Raw genomic sequence first — 14537 nt, forward strand, 5'->3', positions numbered from 1 at the left:
TCTCGCACACGCGCCACGCCCGCCCGCGTCGACCACCGTCGCCGACATCGTTGGTTATGGTGAACTGACAGCTGATCGAGCACTGCATTGTCCGGGGATGGTCGGGGGGCATCCGACACCACAGGAGATACGCGCGTGACCTCCAGCTTCGATGCCGCCGGGCGACGCGATGCGCCGCCCTCGGTAGACCTGTTCGGACACTTCCGTGATCTCGCCCGTGTCGCCCTCCCGGCGATCCTGATCGGCATCATCGTCGGTGCGTCGGTGTTCGCGCTGCGGACCGCGCTGGTCCCGAAGGAGTATTCGGCCACGGTCGTCGCCGAGATCACGCCGGCCGGCACGATCATCCCCGGCGACGCCTTCGTCGAACAGCTACGCGCGCCGTTCGTGGCGCTGTCCACCGACGAGAACGTCCTGCAGCAGGTGCTGACGCAGGTGGACACGGGTTGGACCACCGGCGAGTTGAGTTCGCACGTCGCCACGACACCGGGAACCGCACCCACGCTGATGGATGTCACCGCCACGGCGCCGACGAGCCGGCAGGCCGAGGACGTGGCCCGTGCGATGGTCACCGCCATCTCCGCGGCATCCCTGTCCACCCACGCACGCGACATCACCCGGCAGATCGATCAGTTGCGCGCGCAGGTGACCGCCGAGCGGGTCCGCAACCGGGCGCTGCCCGACCGCAGTGACGCCAAGGTCGAATCCGACGCCACGCTCGCCGATCTCGACTCGCAGCTCACCCGCCTGCAGAACTCGTCGTCGGACAAGCTCACGATCCTCGCGGCGCCATCGGTGAGCGAGGTCCCCGTCAGCCCCAAGCCCGCTCAGGAGGCTGCGGTCGCCGGGATCGCCGCGACGATCATCGCGGCCGAACTGCTCGTACTGTTCCGCGGGCGGGTCGGTCGCAGACCGAATCCGATCTGGGCCCGCCGCGCCGCCCATCGGTACGGCGCGCACCTCACCTACGGACGGCGCGGTGAACCGGCGTTGCCGTCGACTCTGCTGCCCGCGTTCGCGCAACGCCATCGCCGTGCACAGACCGCGGTGATCCTCACGGGTGAGCATGTCGACGCCGATCGCCTGATCACCGATCTCGTCCCACCCACGGACGGCGCGGCGACCGGACATCGTCTGCGCGTCGACCGGCACCCCCTCACCGGGTCCTGGTGGCAGCACGTCGACCCGGGCGATCTTGCGCTCGCGGTCGTCGTCGTGTCGACGTCAGGGCGCGATCGCAAGGCCGCCGAACGGGCCCTGTCGCAGCTCGCGACCATCGGGTCGACCCGGCATCTGATCGTGCAGCGCACGGGAAAGCAGCCTCCCGCGCCTGCCTTGTCCACCTCCGCAGACGTGATCCCCGTCGAGAGTGCCGGGGACACGACCCCCACCAGAACCGAGGCCGCCGAACCCATGACACCAGCTGTACCGCACGATGATCGCGACATCAGCCCGCCCGATCCGGACCGGTTCCGGGCCGCGCCGGGAGACGTGGGCAGCAATGCTCGCTGACCGCATCGCCGTCGTTCACGAACGACTCACGGAGATAGCCGGATCCGAGCACGTCGTCGAACAACTGGCCGCCGCGTGGCCGCGCGTCGAGGTGCATGCGCCGATCGCCCGGACCTCCGGAATCCCGGCCGGGCTGGCCGACCCGCCGATCACCTCGTCGCTGAATCGTGCGTATCGCCTGCTCGGTGAGCGCAGCTACGCGCCGCTGCTCCCGTTGATGCCGTTGGCATTCCGGCGGATGCCGCTGCGGGATGCCGACGCGGTCGTCACCAGTCATCATGCCTTCGCCACCCAGGCCGTACACGCGACGAAGGCCCCCGTCATCGCCTACGTGCACAGCCCGGCCCGCTGGGCGTGGGACCCGACGCTGCGCGCCGGAGAAGGAGGTGGCGCCGCCGGTGCCGCGATCCTGTCGGCTCTGTCGGTGGTCGCCCGGCGCTGCGAGGTCGGCGCCGCTCCCCGCCTCCACACGGTCGTCGCGAACTCCTCGGCGGTCGCCGAACGCATCCGCGAGCAGTGGGGCCGCGACTCGGTCGTCGTGCACCCGCCGGTCGACCTCGACGGCTTCACCCCCGATCCGGCGGTGCCGCGCGAGGACTTCTATCTCCTGGCCGGCCGGCTGGTCCCGTACAAGCGGCCCGACCTCGCCATCGCCGCCGCCGCCCGCGCCGACGTCCGGCTCGTGGTCGCCGGGGACGGCCGGGCCATGGACCAGTGCCGGGGACTCGCCGGGCCGAAGACGACGTTCCTCGGCCGGGTCCCGCACGACACCCTGCTGAACCTGCATCGCAGCGCGCGGGCCGTCCTGATGCCGGGTATCGAGGACTTCGGCATTGTGCCCGTCGAGGCGATGGCCACCGGTACCCCCGTCATCGCACTCGGCGAGGGCGGCGCGCTCGACACCGTCGTACCCGGATCGACCGGCGTGCTCATCGAGCCGGGTACCGACGACGAGATCGTCGAACGACTGGCGGCCTCGCTGCGCGACTTCGCCGTCGACGACTTCGACCGCTCCGAGATCCGGTCCTGGGCCGAACGATTCCGGCGCGAACGGTTCCGCGACGAGATGCGTGAGGTCGTCGATGCTGCGCTCTAGGGAATCCCGGGCAGCCGGAGTCCAGCGCGCATCCGTCCTGGACCGTGCACTGGCGACCTCCCGCACGATCTCGGTGACCGGTCCGATGGCACCGCTGGACCTCGAGGTCGTCCGTACTCGACTGACCCGGGCGTGGACGCCTGCGTCGCGACTCACCCTCGTCCCCGACCCGGCGTCGGCGAGCTGGAGGCACGACGTCGAGACCCGTCCCGAGGTCGTCGAGCGTCCCGACCTCGCCGATCTGCCGGTCGGCGACCTCATGACACGCCTGCGCAACCGCCCCGAACCGCTTCCCCGGCTCGAGGTGCTGGTGTGCGGACAGTGGCTCGTCATCGACCACACCCACGGGATGGGTGACGGCCGACTCGGCGTCGAGCAGATCGCCGGCGTCGCCAGCCGTCACGACTTCCCGATGACCGAACGATTCGAACGGTCGTTGCCGTCCGACGCGGCGTGGCGGGCCCTGCGTCGGCATGTGCTGCGGCATCCGCGCCGTCTCCGCGAGATCGCGCGTCTGCGCGCCGACAACGCGGCATCGACCACCGAGGCGCCGAGGCGCACGATCGACGACTGGCACTCCACCCGCTGCGCCGTCACGGCCGCGATGCGTCCGGGTCAGACGGCCGAACTCAAGCGTGCGATCGCCGACACGGGCGTCCGGATGTCGTCGGCGGCCGTGACCGTCGCACTGTGGCGCGCCGCGCTGTCCACCCAGGGGGTCTCGCTCGACGACCGCACCCAGATCCTGTTCGACTGCCGTCGTTATCTCGACGCCGAGCATGCCGAGGACCACGGGAACTTCGCAGTGGGCATCCCGCTGCGCTTCCCGCCCGACGCGACGCCGACCGAGATCGGGGATCGGATTCGCGCGGTCGCCGAGTCGGGTTGGCCCGCAGCGATCTTGGCCGCCGGTGAATTGCGGGCGCGGTTACGCCCGTCGACGTCGGGCGCGGAGACGGCGCCGCCATCCCGCACCGATGTGCCCGACCGGTTACGACTGTCGGTCAGCGATCTGGGTCGGATCGGGATCTTCGGCGACCTGCCATGGGAACCCGCGTCGGCGTCGCACCACCTCTTCGCCTACGTCGAACCCGACGGTCCTGATGCGGCGAGCATGCTCGTCAGCGAGATCGACGGATCCCGCAGCTTCACCACGACGTTCTGCAGCGACTTCGTCGGGCGTCCGGTGATCGAGGCGGCCCTCGACCATCTCTGTGAGGATCCGGTGTCCCTGCTGGATCAGCTGCTCACGCGGTCATGAGGGTGACGTCGCGGCGCGCCGGGCGCTTGTCCACTCCCGCGCTCGTGGCCCTCCTCCTCGTCACCGTCCTGCTCGCCGCCGCCTGCTCATCGCCTTCCGGGCCCGAGTCCTCCGACGGCACGTCGTCGGACTTCGCGGCACCCCCCGGGGCGTCGGCGGGCGACCTCGTCGGCGACCCCATGCCGACCGACGCCTACATCGCGCTGCGGCGCATCGTCGACCGCACCGTGCGGTTCCGCTATCTGTCCACCGATCCGGCCGGCGGCGAGCTGGTTCCGGTCTCGGCGGCCGTGTTCGTGCCGCGCGGACGGGCACCGGCGGGCGGGTGGCAGATCCTGGCGGTCGGTCACCCGACGACCGGCACCGCGGGCAACTGCGCGCCGTCGCTCTACGGCAACCTGCTGGGCACCGTCGAGCTCGTCGCGTCGTTGCTCGAGCAGGGGTTCGTCGTCGTGCAGACCGATTACCAAGGACTGGGCACGCCAGGACCCCACCGTTATCTCGACCCGGCGCCGGCGGCGAACAACATCATCGATTCGGTCCGGGCGACCCGGGCGGTCGTCGACGGCACCAGCGACCGATGGTGGGGCTTCGGGGTCTCGCAGGGCGGGCACGCGATCTTCCACGCCAACGAGATCGCCGACACCTACGGACGTGGCCTGCGCCTGCAGGGGACGGTGAGCATGAGTCCCGCGCTCGACGTCGCGCCCCTGGCCGACGCGATGGCCGCCGGGACCCTCACGCCCGAACAGATCGCCTTCCTGCCGCTGGTGCTGACCGGATTGAAGGCGAAGCATCCCGAACTCGTCATCGACGACTATGTGCACGGACCCCTGCTCGAGGCCTTCGGGGTGTTCCTCGAGTGCAACGACGACGCGATCGTGCAGAAGCAGGCCGTTGTCGAAGAAACCCGACCCGAGGACTATCGGCCCGTCGACGACGCGGCCACCGACCGACTTCGCACGTGGCTACGCGAGGTGAGTCTGCCCCGTGAACGGGCGTCGGCACCGATGCTCGTGGCCTACAGCGACTCGGACGACGTCATACCAGCACCCTGGACCGCGGCCGCCATCGACCGAGGGTGCCGCCTGGGTGATGTGATCACTGCGATCAGGGTCCGCAATCAGCCGCACGGCATACTCGACATCGGCTCGGCGGCGACCGACTGGGTCAAGGCCGTGCGATCAGGACGACGACCGCCGAACACCTGCGCGTGAGTCGTGAGCGTGTGCCCGGCCGGCCCAGGCAGCGAGAGGAGCGAGGATGAGTGTCAGCCCCGAAGACGGTGAGAACACGGTGAGCCCCGTCGACGCCCCCGCTCCCGACTCCGCGACGGCCCCGGATGCCGAACAACTGGCCGCACTCTTCGACACCTCACCCGAGGCCGGACTGCTCGCCGTACTCGAGGCGGTCCGCGGACGCAATCCCGAGATGGCGAGATCTCTGCGCGCCATCCTGGCCGATCCCGAGCGCATGCGCGCCCTCAAGGACAGCGGGCTCCTCGACGACCCACCCACCCACGATCTCGACGAGACGATCAGGCTCACGATCGACGCCGTGGGGGTTCCGCACGTCGCGGTCAATCTCATCACCCCGGAGGAGCAGGCGACCGCAGCCATCGCATTCCGCTCGGGAGACCCTGATGGGCCCAGCACCCGAACGCTGGTCAACTCCCTGTGTGTCCTGCCGGTCGTGAGCGGTTCACCGCTGATCATCGACGACATCGCCGACCATGCGCTGCTCGCCGATCATCCGACCGCCGTCAGCGGTGAGGTCACCTCCTACCTGGGCATCCCGCTCGCCGACGAGGACGGACATGTCATCGGCACGTTCTGCGCCTGGGATTCCGAACCGCACCACTGGTCCTCGTCCGAGGTCCAGCTCATGTCCGATCTCTCGATCCTGGTCCAGGAACTCATCTTCGGACGCTGACCCCGGCTGGGCAGCCCCGTGACCTGGTAGTGAGCATTCGGTGCTCGACACGTGCCCGGTAGGCCCACACGAGCCCCTCGGGTGCACCTACAATCTTCGGGAGCGGGGGGCTGTTCTTCGGATGGAGTGGACTTGTCGACCCGTGTATCGCAGGCCGAGATCCCGCAGACGACGACGCGTGCCCCGGTGTCCGCGCCGCCCAGCGGCCGGCGCACCTTCCACGAGCTGATCCGCGACGATCCCCTGAGCACGATGGTGACCGTGTCGATCGACGTGGTCTCCGCGGCGATCGCAGTGGCGATGGGGCTCTGGTGGGTGAACAGCGGCACCGGCGCGAACCCCCCGCTGTGGACGCTGGTCCTGTTCGTCCCGATCGTCGTCATCATCTTCTCGGTGCGCGGCGTGTACCGCCGAGGGCTGAACCGCCGCTTCCTCGACGAGGTCGGCCGGGTCATGACCGGGTGCACGATCGCCGCGATGATCCTGCTGTGCTCGCTGCTCCTCTCCTACTCCGACGACCGTCCCGGCGCCGCGGTCACCAAAGTGTGGGTGTCGGCGCTGTTCTGGGTTCCGTTCGGTCGTCTGATCCGCGACCTCATCCAGCGGAACCTGCGCAAGAACGGTCATCTGCTGTCCCCCACGCTGATCATCGGCGACGGGCCGATCACCGCACAGGTCGTGGGCCGCATGGTCTCCGCCCCGGAGCACGGCCTCCGGCCGGTGGGCATCCTGGCGGCCGGCGCACCGCCCCGCGCCGATCGGGACGAGGGCCCCACCAACGAGATCGCACAGCTGGGCGGGGTGGATGAGCTCGACGACGCGATCAGGGCCACGAAAGCCGAGGTCCTGGTGGTGGCGTTCGCGGTCACCAATGTGGAGAGGCTCACGGCTGCGGTCCGGATCGCCCATCGGCACGGCGTCAAGGTGTGGATCGTGCCGCGGATGTTCGACGTCGTCGGCCGCCGCAGCCGGGTCGACCACATCGGCGGACTTCCCCTGATGTCGGTTCCGCACACCAACCCGCGCGGGTGGCAGTTCCGCACCAAACACATCGGGGACCGCGTGGTCGGAGCCCTGATCCTGGCGGCGATCTCGCCGCTGTTCCTCACACTCATGCTGTTGGTCCGGTTGAGCTCCCCCGGGCCGATCTTCTTCGCGCAACCGCGGGTGGGGCGCAACGCGCGGGTGTTCGACTGCCTGAAGTTCAGGTCGATGCGACCCGAGGATCCCGACGCGGAGAAGTTCCGGCCCACCGAGGGCAGTGCACCCGGCGGCGTCGAAGGCGTCGACCGCCGCACCAAGATCGGCAAGATCATGCGGTCGACGTCGATGGACGAATTGCCCCAGTTGCTCAACGTGATCCGCGGGGACATGAGCCTCGTCGGTCCGCGTCCCGAGCGCCCCGAGTACGTCTCGCTGTTCGAGGTGCAGATCCGACGGTACGGCGAACGCCATCGCGTGAAGGCCGGTGTCACCGGATGGGCGCAGGTGCACGGCCTCCGCGGCCAGACCTCCATCGCCGACCGCGCCGAGTGGGACAACTACTACATCGAGAACTGGTCGCTGTGGCTCGACGTCAAGATCCTCCTCCTGACCGTGCTCGCGGTGCTCAAGAAGGCGGAGTGAGTCGAGTCCGCACCCTCAGGGTGACGGGCGCCGCGTGTCATACGCTGCGCGATACGGGACGCGACCCCGGTCGTCCCGGACGGTGACGATGAGTGTGCGGACGACGACGGCGAGCAGGATGATGCCGCTGACGATCGCGAGTAGTAGTGCGGTCATGTCGACCTCCTGACGCTGGAATGTGCTGTGTGGGCTGACCTTTCGTCGATCACGTGCGGTGGATGCCGGCTGGGCATCGGTGGACGCGATGGCCCGCTCATGGTGGCGTGAGGGCGCCTCTCGGCGCCACTGATTTTCCGGCAACGCGGCTCGCCCATCCCCGGATCGAGCGACAACCGCATGTCCGACCCCGCGGGCCGCGAGCCGGTACGGGCACCGATTCGGTAGGCCCGCATGGACATCCATCGCGCCTGAAACTACTCTTGTTAGGTCCGTTCAGGCAGCGTGGAGAGGTGGGACATGGCACGGCCGTCCAAGCCGTTGATCAGCCGCAAGGCGGCCGTGATGGCGTCCATCGAGATCATCGACTCCGAGGGACTCGAGGCGTTCAGCCTGCCGCGGCTCGCGAAACACCTCGGGGTCCGCGCGCCGTCGCTCTATCACCATTTCGACGACAAGAACGAGATCCTCACCGAGGTCGCCCGCTACATCGCGGGCACCGCCGTCCGGCGACCGCGGATGAACCCCGGACCCGACTGGCCCGAGTTCTTCGTGGCGCTGGCGCTGAATTTCCGGCAGTCGATCCTGCGCCATCGCAACGCCGCCCCGGTCCTGCTGCAGCATCTCCCGCGTGATCTCTTCACGTCGACCTACGAGGACACCGCGCAGTTCCTGCTGGATTCCGGCGTTCCGGTGGATCTGCACGTCCGCATCCTCGACGGGATGGAGACCCTGTCGATCGGCGCGGTCCTGATGGAAGCCATGCGCCCGCCGCGCCCCAAGTCGGCGATCTTCCCGAATGTCTCCGCGGAGTCGCAGCCTCTTCTCGCTCAGGCACTCTCGAGCAACGATCTCACCCAGCGCCAGCTCTTCGAGGGGATCGTGCGCAGCTTTCTGCACGGGATCATCCGTGATCACGATCTGCCTGCACCGGATGCGGAGCCCGCCGCCGCGGGATGACCGGAGTCGAGGGGCGCCGTGACACCCGCCCCTCGCCCAGCACCGCTCGACGATCACAGATCGAGTACGAGCCTCGGTGTGCAGCTCCGGGACACGCACACCATCATGCAGTCGTTCGCAGCCTGCTCGTCCTCGGACAGCACCGAGTCGCGATGGTCCGGCACGCCGTCGAGCACGACCTGTTCACAGGTGCCGCAGGTGCCTTCCCGGCAGGAGAAGTCGACATCGATACCGTCGTCGAGCAGCGCGTCGAGCACCGACCTGTCGGCCGGCACCGTGACGCTCCGCCCGCTCTGCTCGAGTACCACCTCGAACGCCTCGGCGGTTGATTCACCATCCTGCGCAACTACTTTGGGGGCGAATCGCTCGACGTGGAGTTCGATGTCCGACCGGCCGCGGCAGACCTCCTCGATTGCGACGAGGAGCGGTTCCGGTCCGCAGCAGTAGACGGCAGTCTCGGCCGGGACCTCGGCGACGGCCCGAGCGAGATCCAGGAGTCCGTATTCGTCCTGGGGTCGTAGCGCGACATGCTCGGGATGTTGTTGCGCCAGCGCCTCGCCGAAAGCCATCCCGGCCGCGGTACGGCCGCCGTAGAGCAACGTCCAGTCCGCACCCCGCGCGTGCACCTCGTCGATCATCGGCTTCAGTGGGGTGATCCCGATCCCACCCGCGACGAAGAGATAGGCCGGCGCATCCACGAGCGGAAAGTTGTTGCGCGGCCCCTTGACCGCGATCAGCTCTCCCACGGTGAGTTCGTCGTGGACCCGCGACGATCCACCGCGGCCGGCAGGCTCACGCAGCACCGCGACGCGCAGCCGGTCCCGATCGGTCACCTCGCCGCACAACGAATACTGACGGATCAGATCGGGTCCCAGGATGAGATCCAGGTGCGCGCCGGGTTCCCATGCGGGAAGCGGATTCCCGTCCGGGTCGACGAGAGTGAGCGACACGACCCCATCGGCCTCCACCTGTTTGTCGGCGATCTGCAACGTGGCATCGTCGACGAACTCGGTGACGGTCACAGGCTCACTCATTCGGATTTCCCATTCTCACAACGGTTGTCACCAGGCGCGGCCGCGTTCATCGGAACGCCGGCGGCGGGCTCGTACTTGTTCCGACCTGGTAGCAGGAGTGCACGTCTTCCTGCTCGAAGGCGAGCAGGCGGCACATGCGCACCGCACCGGCATCGTCCGGATCGATCCGTAACTGGGAGACCTGGATCCCGGCATCGCGTTGCCGCGCCAGCGCCGCCGTCAGCAGCGTCGCCCCGAGTCCGAGACCGCGTGCCTTCTCGGACAGCACGAGCGCATGGACGAGTGCGGTCCGCAGCTCGAGGTGCATCCGGTGTTCGGTGGTGTACCAGACGAATCCGAGGACGACGCCGTTCTCGTCGCGCGCGTCGATGACGGTCCCGCCACCACGGCGGAGGTCCGCGGTCACCCGGTCGTGATGTCGTTCAGGGAGGTCCGCGGCCGCCACAACCTGTGCGATGGCGGGGTCGTCGGCGACGTGGTCGCGTGGGTCACCGAGGGTGACCCCGTCCGCGACCTCGGTTTCGTCGAGAGGCAGTGCGAACGGACCGGCCAGGTGCCGGGCCAGGGTCCACTGCCTGCTCACCGCGGGGATGCCGAATCGTCGCGTCAGTCTGCCCGACGCCGGATGGGTGGCGTACGCCCAGCAGCGAAGTGCGTTGGCTCCGGTGCGTTCCCAGCCGCCCTCACCGACCACGTCGAGGCCGACCTCTTCCACCAGCAGGGTCGTGATCCCGCGCGAACGGTAGTCGGGATGGACGACGTACGACACCGTGCCCACCCCATCGGCGGCGACCGACAGATGAAGGTAGGCCACGATCACCAACGGGACGTCGTCGAGCGGGCTGAGATCACGCCGGGCCTTGATCGGCAGATGCGCAACGGTCCCGGTGGCGCCACCGACCTCTCGGACGGTGTCGGCGTCGATGGACGAGAATCCGGCCTCTTCGTCGTATTCCGCTGCGTCCTGGACGAGTTGGAGGACTTCGTCGAGTTCGGCACCGGTCAGCTCCGGGCGCCATTCGTAGGTGATCACTGTGCACTCCTGTCAAGCGGGCTGGAGGACCCCGTCGTCGACGAGTCGGCTGTACTCGTCATCGGTGAGTCCCAGGACCCCGACCGCGATCTCGTGGGTGTCGGCACCGGGCAGCGGGGCCGGACGCAACGGCGCGTCGGGTATCGATCCGAAACGGGCGACCCGCACCGCGGTCGGCAGCGACGCCGGCAACATCGGGTGCGCCAACTGGGTGTACGCATCGCGATCGAGAAGGTGTGGGTCGGTGAGCAGTTCGGGGAGGCGGAGCATCGCGCCGGCGGGTACGCCCGCTTCCTGGAGGAGTGTCATCGCCTCGGTCGGCGTACGTTCGGCGAGCCATGCGGCGAGCACCTTGTCCGCCTCGGCGCGGTTCTCGATGCGGTCGGCGCGCCGCCCGAATCGGGGATCGTCGGCGAGGTCGTCGCGTCCGATGACGGCGGCCAGGCCTCGCCACTCGTGGTCGTCGCGGACCGACACCGCCACCCACTCGTCATCGCCCGCACAGGGGTACACGCCCGACGGCGCCGCGAAGGAATCGGTGTTGCCCTCGGCCCGTACGGATCCGGACGACAGCGATTCGCGTGCCAGCTGACCACCGAGGGCGACCAGCGCGGCATCGGCCTGGGCGATCTCGATGTCGGTGCCGCGCCCGTGCGATCCCCGGGCGATCAGCGCCGCGAGAACGGTCACAGCGCTGACCTGCGCGCCGATGTGGTCGGGATAGACGGTGGACCCGTCACACAGACCGGGATCGTCGTCGGAGTAACGCCAGAGCGACGACACCCCGCACGCCGCGCGGACCAGCGGGCCATACCCGAGCCTGGTGTTCCATGGACCAACGCTGCCGAAGGCGCTTCCCTCGGCGACGATGATCCGCGGATTCACCTCGCGGAGTTCGTCATACCCGATGCCCATCGCACTGAGGGTGCCGGGCTTGAAATTGGCGAGGACCACGTCGGCCTCTGACGCGAGCCGGAGGAAGAGGTCCTTGCCCCCATCGGTCCGCAGGTTCAGTCCCAGCGATCGGCGGTTCCGGTGGCCCCAGGCGACCGACGGCGACAGGGTGTTCGGGCGCTTCGACTGTCGCAGACCGTCGGGGAATTCGCGATTCTCGACCTTGATGACGTCCGCGCCGTGGTCGGCGAACTGCCTGCCGAGCTCGGCCCCGAAGACGACGACGCCGAGATCGAGAACGCGGAGGCCGGCGAACGGGTGGCTACCGGGCGGCTCGCAATCCGTCGACGTCTGCCGAGGCTCCGTACGCGGTGACCAGGCAGGCACCTGCGTGGCGTCGACGCCGGGAACACGATGACGGAATCCGGCTCGCTGCCCGCCGATCCGCGCGTATCCGGAGGGAATCCGCGCACGGACACCCGGGCCGATCTCGGCGTCGACGAGGGTCCCCGCCGCGTCGAAATGGTCGTTGTCGAGGACCTCACCGATGCGAAGGACGCCGCCGATCGGGATGCCCCGGGCCGCCCCTTCGGCGACCAGTTCGTCGCGGGTCCGATCGGCGAACAGCTGCTCGATCAACGGATGCAGCCGGTCTGCCGCGGCGAACCGGGCCGGGATGGTGTCGAAGGCCGGATCGGCGAACTCGTCGGGTTCGCCGAGCCACGCGAACATCGCACGCCACTGACGCTTGGCCAGCAGGCAGATCCGCACCTGCCCGTCCGCGCATCGAAGGACGGGGTAGAAGTTCGCGGCATCGGGGCGCCCACGCGGGAAGTCGTCGCGCCGACCCGCCGCCGCGGACCCCTGGACGCCGAAGCCGGGGTCGAAGCCGTGGACCACCGACTCGAACGCCGAGATCTCGACCAGTTGCCCGGCTCCGGTGCGGATCCGGTCGAAGTAGGCGAGGAGCGCCGACCACGCGGCATGCACCCCGACCGACTGTTCGACGAGTCCGGGCGGCGGGAGCAGCGGCTCGCGGCCGGGCTCGCCGGAGCGCGACAGCACACCACTCATCGCATAGATCACCGACTCGGTGGCAGTCCAGTTCCGGTACGGGCCGGTTCGACCGAATCCGCTGACGGTGAGGACGACGAGTGCCGGGTGCGCGGCGGCGAGATCGGCCGGGTCGAGACCCGCGCTGTCGGTGGACGACTCGACGACGATGTCGGCCCCGGCGACCAGTTCACCGAATCGGTGCCGTCCGGAGTCGGTGTCGAGGTCGAGGACGACGACCTTCTTGTTCGCGTTGTTGAGGGCGAACGGAATGCTCAGGCCGGCCTCGATCGGCTCGGAGCGTCGCGACCGCGATCCGCCCGGACGCTCGACGCGCACCACCTCGGCACCCAGGTCCGCGAGGAACCGGCCGCACGACTCGCCGAGTCCGTCGGTTGCGTCGACGACACGGACGCCGGACAGTGGCAGATCGCTCATGTCACTCCTGTCGGGATTCTCTGCTGCTGATCATCTGTGGTCGCATCGGAGACGACGGTCACCGAGTGGCGAAATAGACCGACTTGGCGGAGACGTACGGCGCCATGCCCTCGGGGCCGAGTTCTCGTCCGAGACCCGACGCCTTGACCCCTCCGAACGGTGCTGCGAGATCGAGTGCGTAGTGGTTGACACCCACTGTGCCGGTGTGGATTTGGTCGGCGATGGCGAGGCCCCGGGCCTCGTCGGTCGTCCACACCGTGCCGCCGAGCCCGTACTCGGAGTCGTTGGCGATGCGGATCGCGTCGTCCTCATCGAGGTACTCGGTGATGGTGAGGACGGGGCCGAAGATCTCCTCCTGGGCGATCGACGCAGAGTTCTCGACGCCGGCGAACACGGTCGGTTCGACGAACCAACCCTGCGCCTGATCGGCCGGGACGCCGCCGCCGGTCGTGATCCGATGTCCCGCGGCCCGGCCGGCTTCGACATACCCGAGCACCCGGTCGCGTTGCGCGGCGCTGACGAGCGGCCCGATCGCGGTCGCCTTGTCCAGCGGATCGCCGACCCGTAGTGCCCGGACGGTCTCGGTGACCGCTTCCACGACGTCGTCGAAACGAGCTCGCGGGGCGAGGATTCGGGTGCTGGCGTGGCAGGTCTGACCGTTGTTCACCAGCGAGACGTCGAGCAGGTGCCGCGCGAACTCGTCCAGATCGGCGTCATGCGCCACGATCGCCGCGGATTTGCCGCCGAGTTCGAGGGTCACCGGCCGGAGGAGAGCACCGCAGACCTCACCGATGGCTCGGCCCGCGGCGGTCGATCCCGTGAATGCGACCTTGTCGACCCCGGGGTGCCGGACCAGGTAGGCGCCTGCCTCACGTTCGGCAGGAACGATGTTCAGGACGCCCTCGGGAAGTCCGGCCTCCTGCGCGGCGTCGGCGAACACGAACGCATCCAGCGCCGTCTCCGGTGCGGGCTTGAGCACGATCGTGCATCCCGCGGCGAGCGCCGGCGCGATCTTCATCGCGGCCAGCGGCTGAGGGTAGTTCCACGGCGTGATCGCCGCGACGACACCGACCGGCTCACGACGGACGACGGTGCGTCCACCGAACGCGCTCGGACGCACGTCCTCGGTGTCGGAGGCGCGGATCAGGTTCGCGTAGTACGACAGCATCGCCGCCGGGCCGTATCCGTTGACCGACTTCGACAATGCGATCGGCATACCGTTCTCGCGACTGACCAGCTGGGCGGTGTCACGGGCACGTGCGGTCAGTGCGGCGGCCAACCGGTCGAGGACATCGGCCCGCTCGCGCGGCCCCATCGAACGCCATGGTCCCGCCAGCGCCGACCGCGCTGCGGCGACCGCACGATCGATGTCGGCCGGGCCGCCCAGTGCGCTTCTGCCCAGCGGCTTCTCGGTGGCCGCCTCGATGACGTCGTACCCGGTGCCCGACTCCGCCGGTGTCCACTGTCCACCGATGAACAGATCGTTTCGCTCGAACATGTCTTCTCCCTGCCCTTGTGGTGTCGGGGTCCTGGTGGTCGTGG

At 69.1% G+C, this 14537-nt stretch carries 12 protein-coding genes; 7 read left to right on the plus strand and 5 right to left on the minus strand.

Features of this window, described 5'->3' with window-relative positions:
- Positions 1–135: 135 nt before the first annotated feature.
- The 6 genes from BCM27_RS18865 (at position 136) to BCM27_RS18890 (ending at position 7427) form a co-directional block, all read left to right on the plus strand.
- Positions 136–1512, plus strand: coding sequence for a YveK family protein (locus tag BCM27_RS18865; RefSeq protein WP_004023587.1), 1377 nt, complete (start codon positions 136–138; stop codon positions 1510–1512).
- A complete protein-coding gene (locus tag BCM27_RS18870; protein ID WP_004023588.1) occupies positions 1502–2608 on the plus strand; it encodes a glycosyltransferase in 1107 nt (368 codons plus the stop codon). The genes BCM27_RS18865 and BCM27_RS18870 overlap by 11 nt, the downstream gene beginning before the upstream one ends.
- On the plus strand, positions 2595–3869 hold the full coding sequence (locus tag BCM27_RS18875) for a hypothetical protein (protein ID WP_004023589.1): 1275 nt from the start codon (positions 2595–2597) through the stop codon (positions 3867–3869). The genes BCM27_RS18870 and BCM27_RS18875 overlap by 14 nt, the downstream gene beginning before the upstream one ends.
- Positions 3866–5086 (plus strand): lipase family protein, encoded by a 1221-nt coding sequence (locus BCM27_RS18880; RefSeq protein WP_004023590.1) that lies wholly within the window; start codon positions 3866–3868, stop codon positions 5084–5086. Before BCM27_RS18875 ends, BCM27_RS18880 begins: the two co-directional genes overlap by 4 nt.
- 46 nt (positions 5087–5132) lie before the next feature.
- Complete coding sequence (locus BCM27_RS18885) at positions 5133–5801, plus strand: GAF domain-containing protein (RefSeq protein ID WP_004023591.1); 669 nt, start codon at positions 5133–5135, stop codon at positions 5799–5801.
- 132 nt (positions 5802–5933) lie between these two features.
- The gene (locus BCM27_RS18890) at positions 5934–7427 is read left to right on the plus strand and encodes a sugar transferase (RefSeq protein ID WP_004023592.1); all 1494 of its coding nucleotides are present in this window, start codon (positions 5934–5936) and stop codon (positions 7425–7427) included.
- Between the two features lie 15 nt (positions 7428–7442).
- Here BCM27_RS18890 and BCM27_RS25905 read toward each other — a convergent pair whose 3' ends face one another.
- Entirely contained in the window at positions 7443–7583 is a 141-nt protein-coding gene (locus BCM27_RS25905) for a hypothetical protein (protein WP_167550901.1), read from the minus strand.
- A 300-nt stretch (positions 7584–7883) separates the two neighbouring features.
- Here BCM27_RS25905 and BCM27_RS18895 point away from each other — a divergent pair, with 300 nt between their 5' ends.
- On the plus strand, positions 7884–8543 hold the full coding sequence (locus BCM27_RS18895) for a TetR family transcriptional regulator (RefSeq protein ID WP_004023593.1): 660 nt from the start codon (positions 7884–7886) through the stop codon (positions 8541–8543).
- A gap of 53 nt (positions 8544–8596) precedes the next feature.
- On the opposite strand, the gene BCM27_RS18900 is transcribed toward BCM27_RS18895, so the two are convergent.
- From BCM27_RS18900 to BCM27_RS18915, 4 genes are read right to left on the minus strand one after another with little or no spacing between them, the layout of a single operon-like run.
- Entirely contained in the window at positions 8597–9577 is a 981-nt protein-coding gene (locus tag BCM27_RS18900) for a PDR/VanB family oxidoreductase (RefSeq protein ID WP_004023595.1), read from the minus strand.
- Between the two features lie 46 nt (positions 9578–9623).
- The gene (locus BCM27_RS18905; RefSeq protein ID WP_004023596.1) at positions 9624–10610 is read right to left on the minus strand and encodes a GNAT family N-acetyltransferase; all 987 of its coding nucleotides are present in this window, start codon (positions 10608–10610) and stop codon (positions 9624–9626) included.
- Between the two features lie 12 nt (positions 10611–10622).
- The gene (locus tag BCM27_RS18910) at positions 10623–12995 is read right to left on the minus strand and encodes a CaiB/BaiF CoA transferase family protein (protein WP_004023597.1); all 2373 of its coding nucleotides are present in this window, start codon (positions 12993–12995) and stop codon (positions 10623–10625) included.
- A 58-nt stretch (positions 12996–13053) separates the two neighbouring features.
- Positions 13054–14493: an aldehyde dehydrogenase gene (locus BCM27_RS18915; protein ID WP_004023598.1), complete on the minus strand. Its 1440-nt coding sequence runs from the start codon at positions 14491–14493 to the stop codon at positions 13054–13056.
- Between the last annotated feature and the right edge of the window lie 44 nt (positions 14494–14537).

Source organism: Gordonia terrae, from assembly GCF_001698225.1.
Lineage (GTDB): Bacteria > Actinomycetota > Actinomycetes > Mycobacteriales > Mycobacteriaceae > Gordonia > Gordonia terrae.

Bases quoted from the DNA above. Each gene is read 5' to 3' on its own strand.
- BCM27_RS18870 (WP_004023588.1), top strand. From the start codon at position 1,502: ATGCTCGCTGACCGCATCGCCGTCGTTCACGAACGACTCACGGAGATA.
- BCM27_RS18875 (WP_004023589.1), top strand. From the start codon at position 2,595: ATGCTGCGCTCTAGGGAATCCCGGGCAGCCGGAGTCCAGCGCGCATCC.
- BCM27_RS18880 (WP_004023590.1), top strand. From the start codon at position 3,866: ATGAGGGTGACGTCGCGGCGCGCCGGGCGCTTGTCCACTCCCGCGCTC.
- BCM27_RS18885 (WP_004023591.1), top strand. From the start codon at position 5,133: ATGAGTGTCAGCCCCGAAGACGGTGAGAACACGGTGAGCCCCGTCGAC.
- BCM27_RS25905 (WP_167550901.1), bottom strand. From the start codon at position 7,583: ATGACCGCACTACTACTCGCGATCGTCAGCGGCATCATCCTGCTCGCC.
- BCM27_RS18895 (WP_004023593.1), top strand. From the start codon at position 7,884: ATGGCACGGCCGTCCAAGCCGTTGATCAGCCGCAAGGCGGCCGTGATG.
- BCM27_RS18900 (WP_004023595.1), bottom strand. From the start codon at position 9,577: ATGAGTGAGCCTGTGACCGTCACCGAGTTCGTCGACGATGCCACGTTG.
- BCM27_RS18910 (WP_004023597.1), bottom strand. From the start codon at position 12,995: ATGAGCGATCTGCCACTGTCCGGCGTCCGTGTCGTCGACGCAACCGAC.
- BCM27_RS18915 (WP_004023598.1), bottom strand. From the start codon at position 14,493: ATGTTCGAGCGAAACGATCTGTTCATCGGTGGACAGTGGACACCGGCG.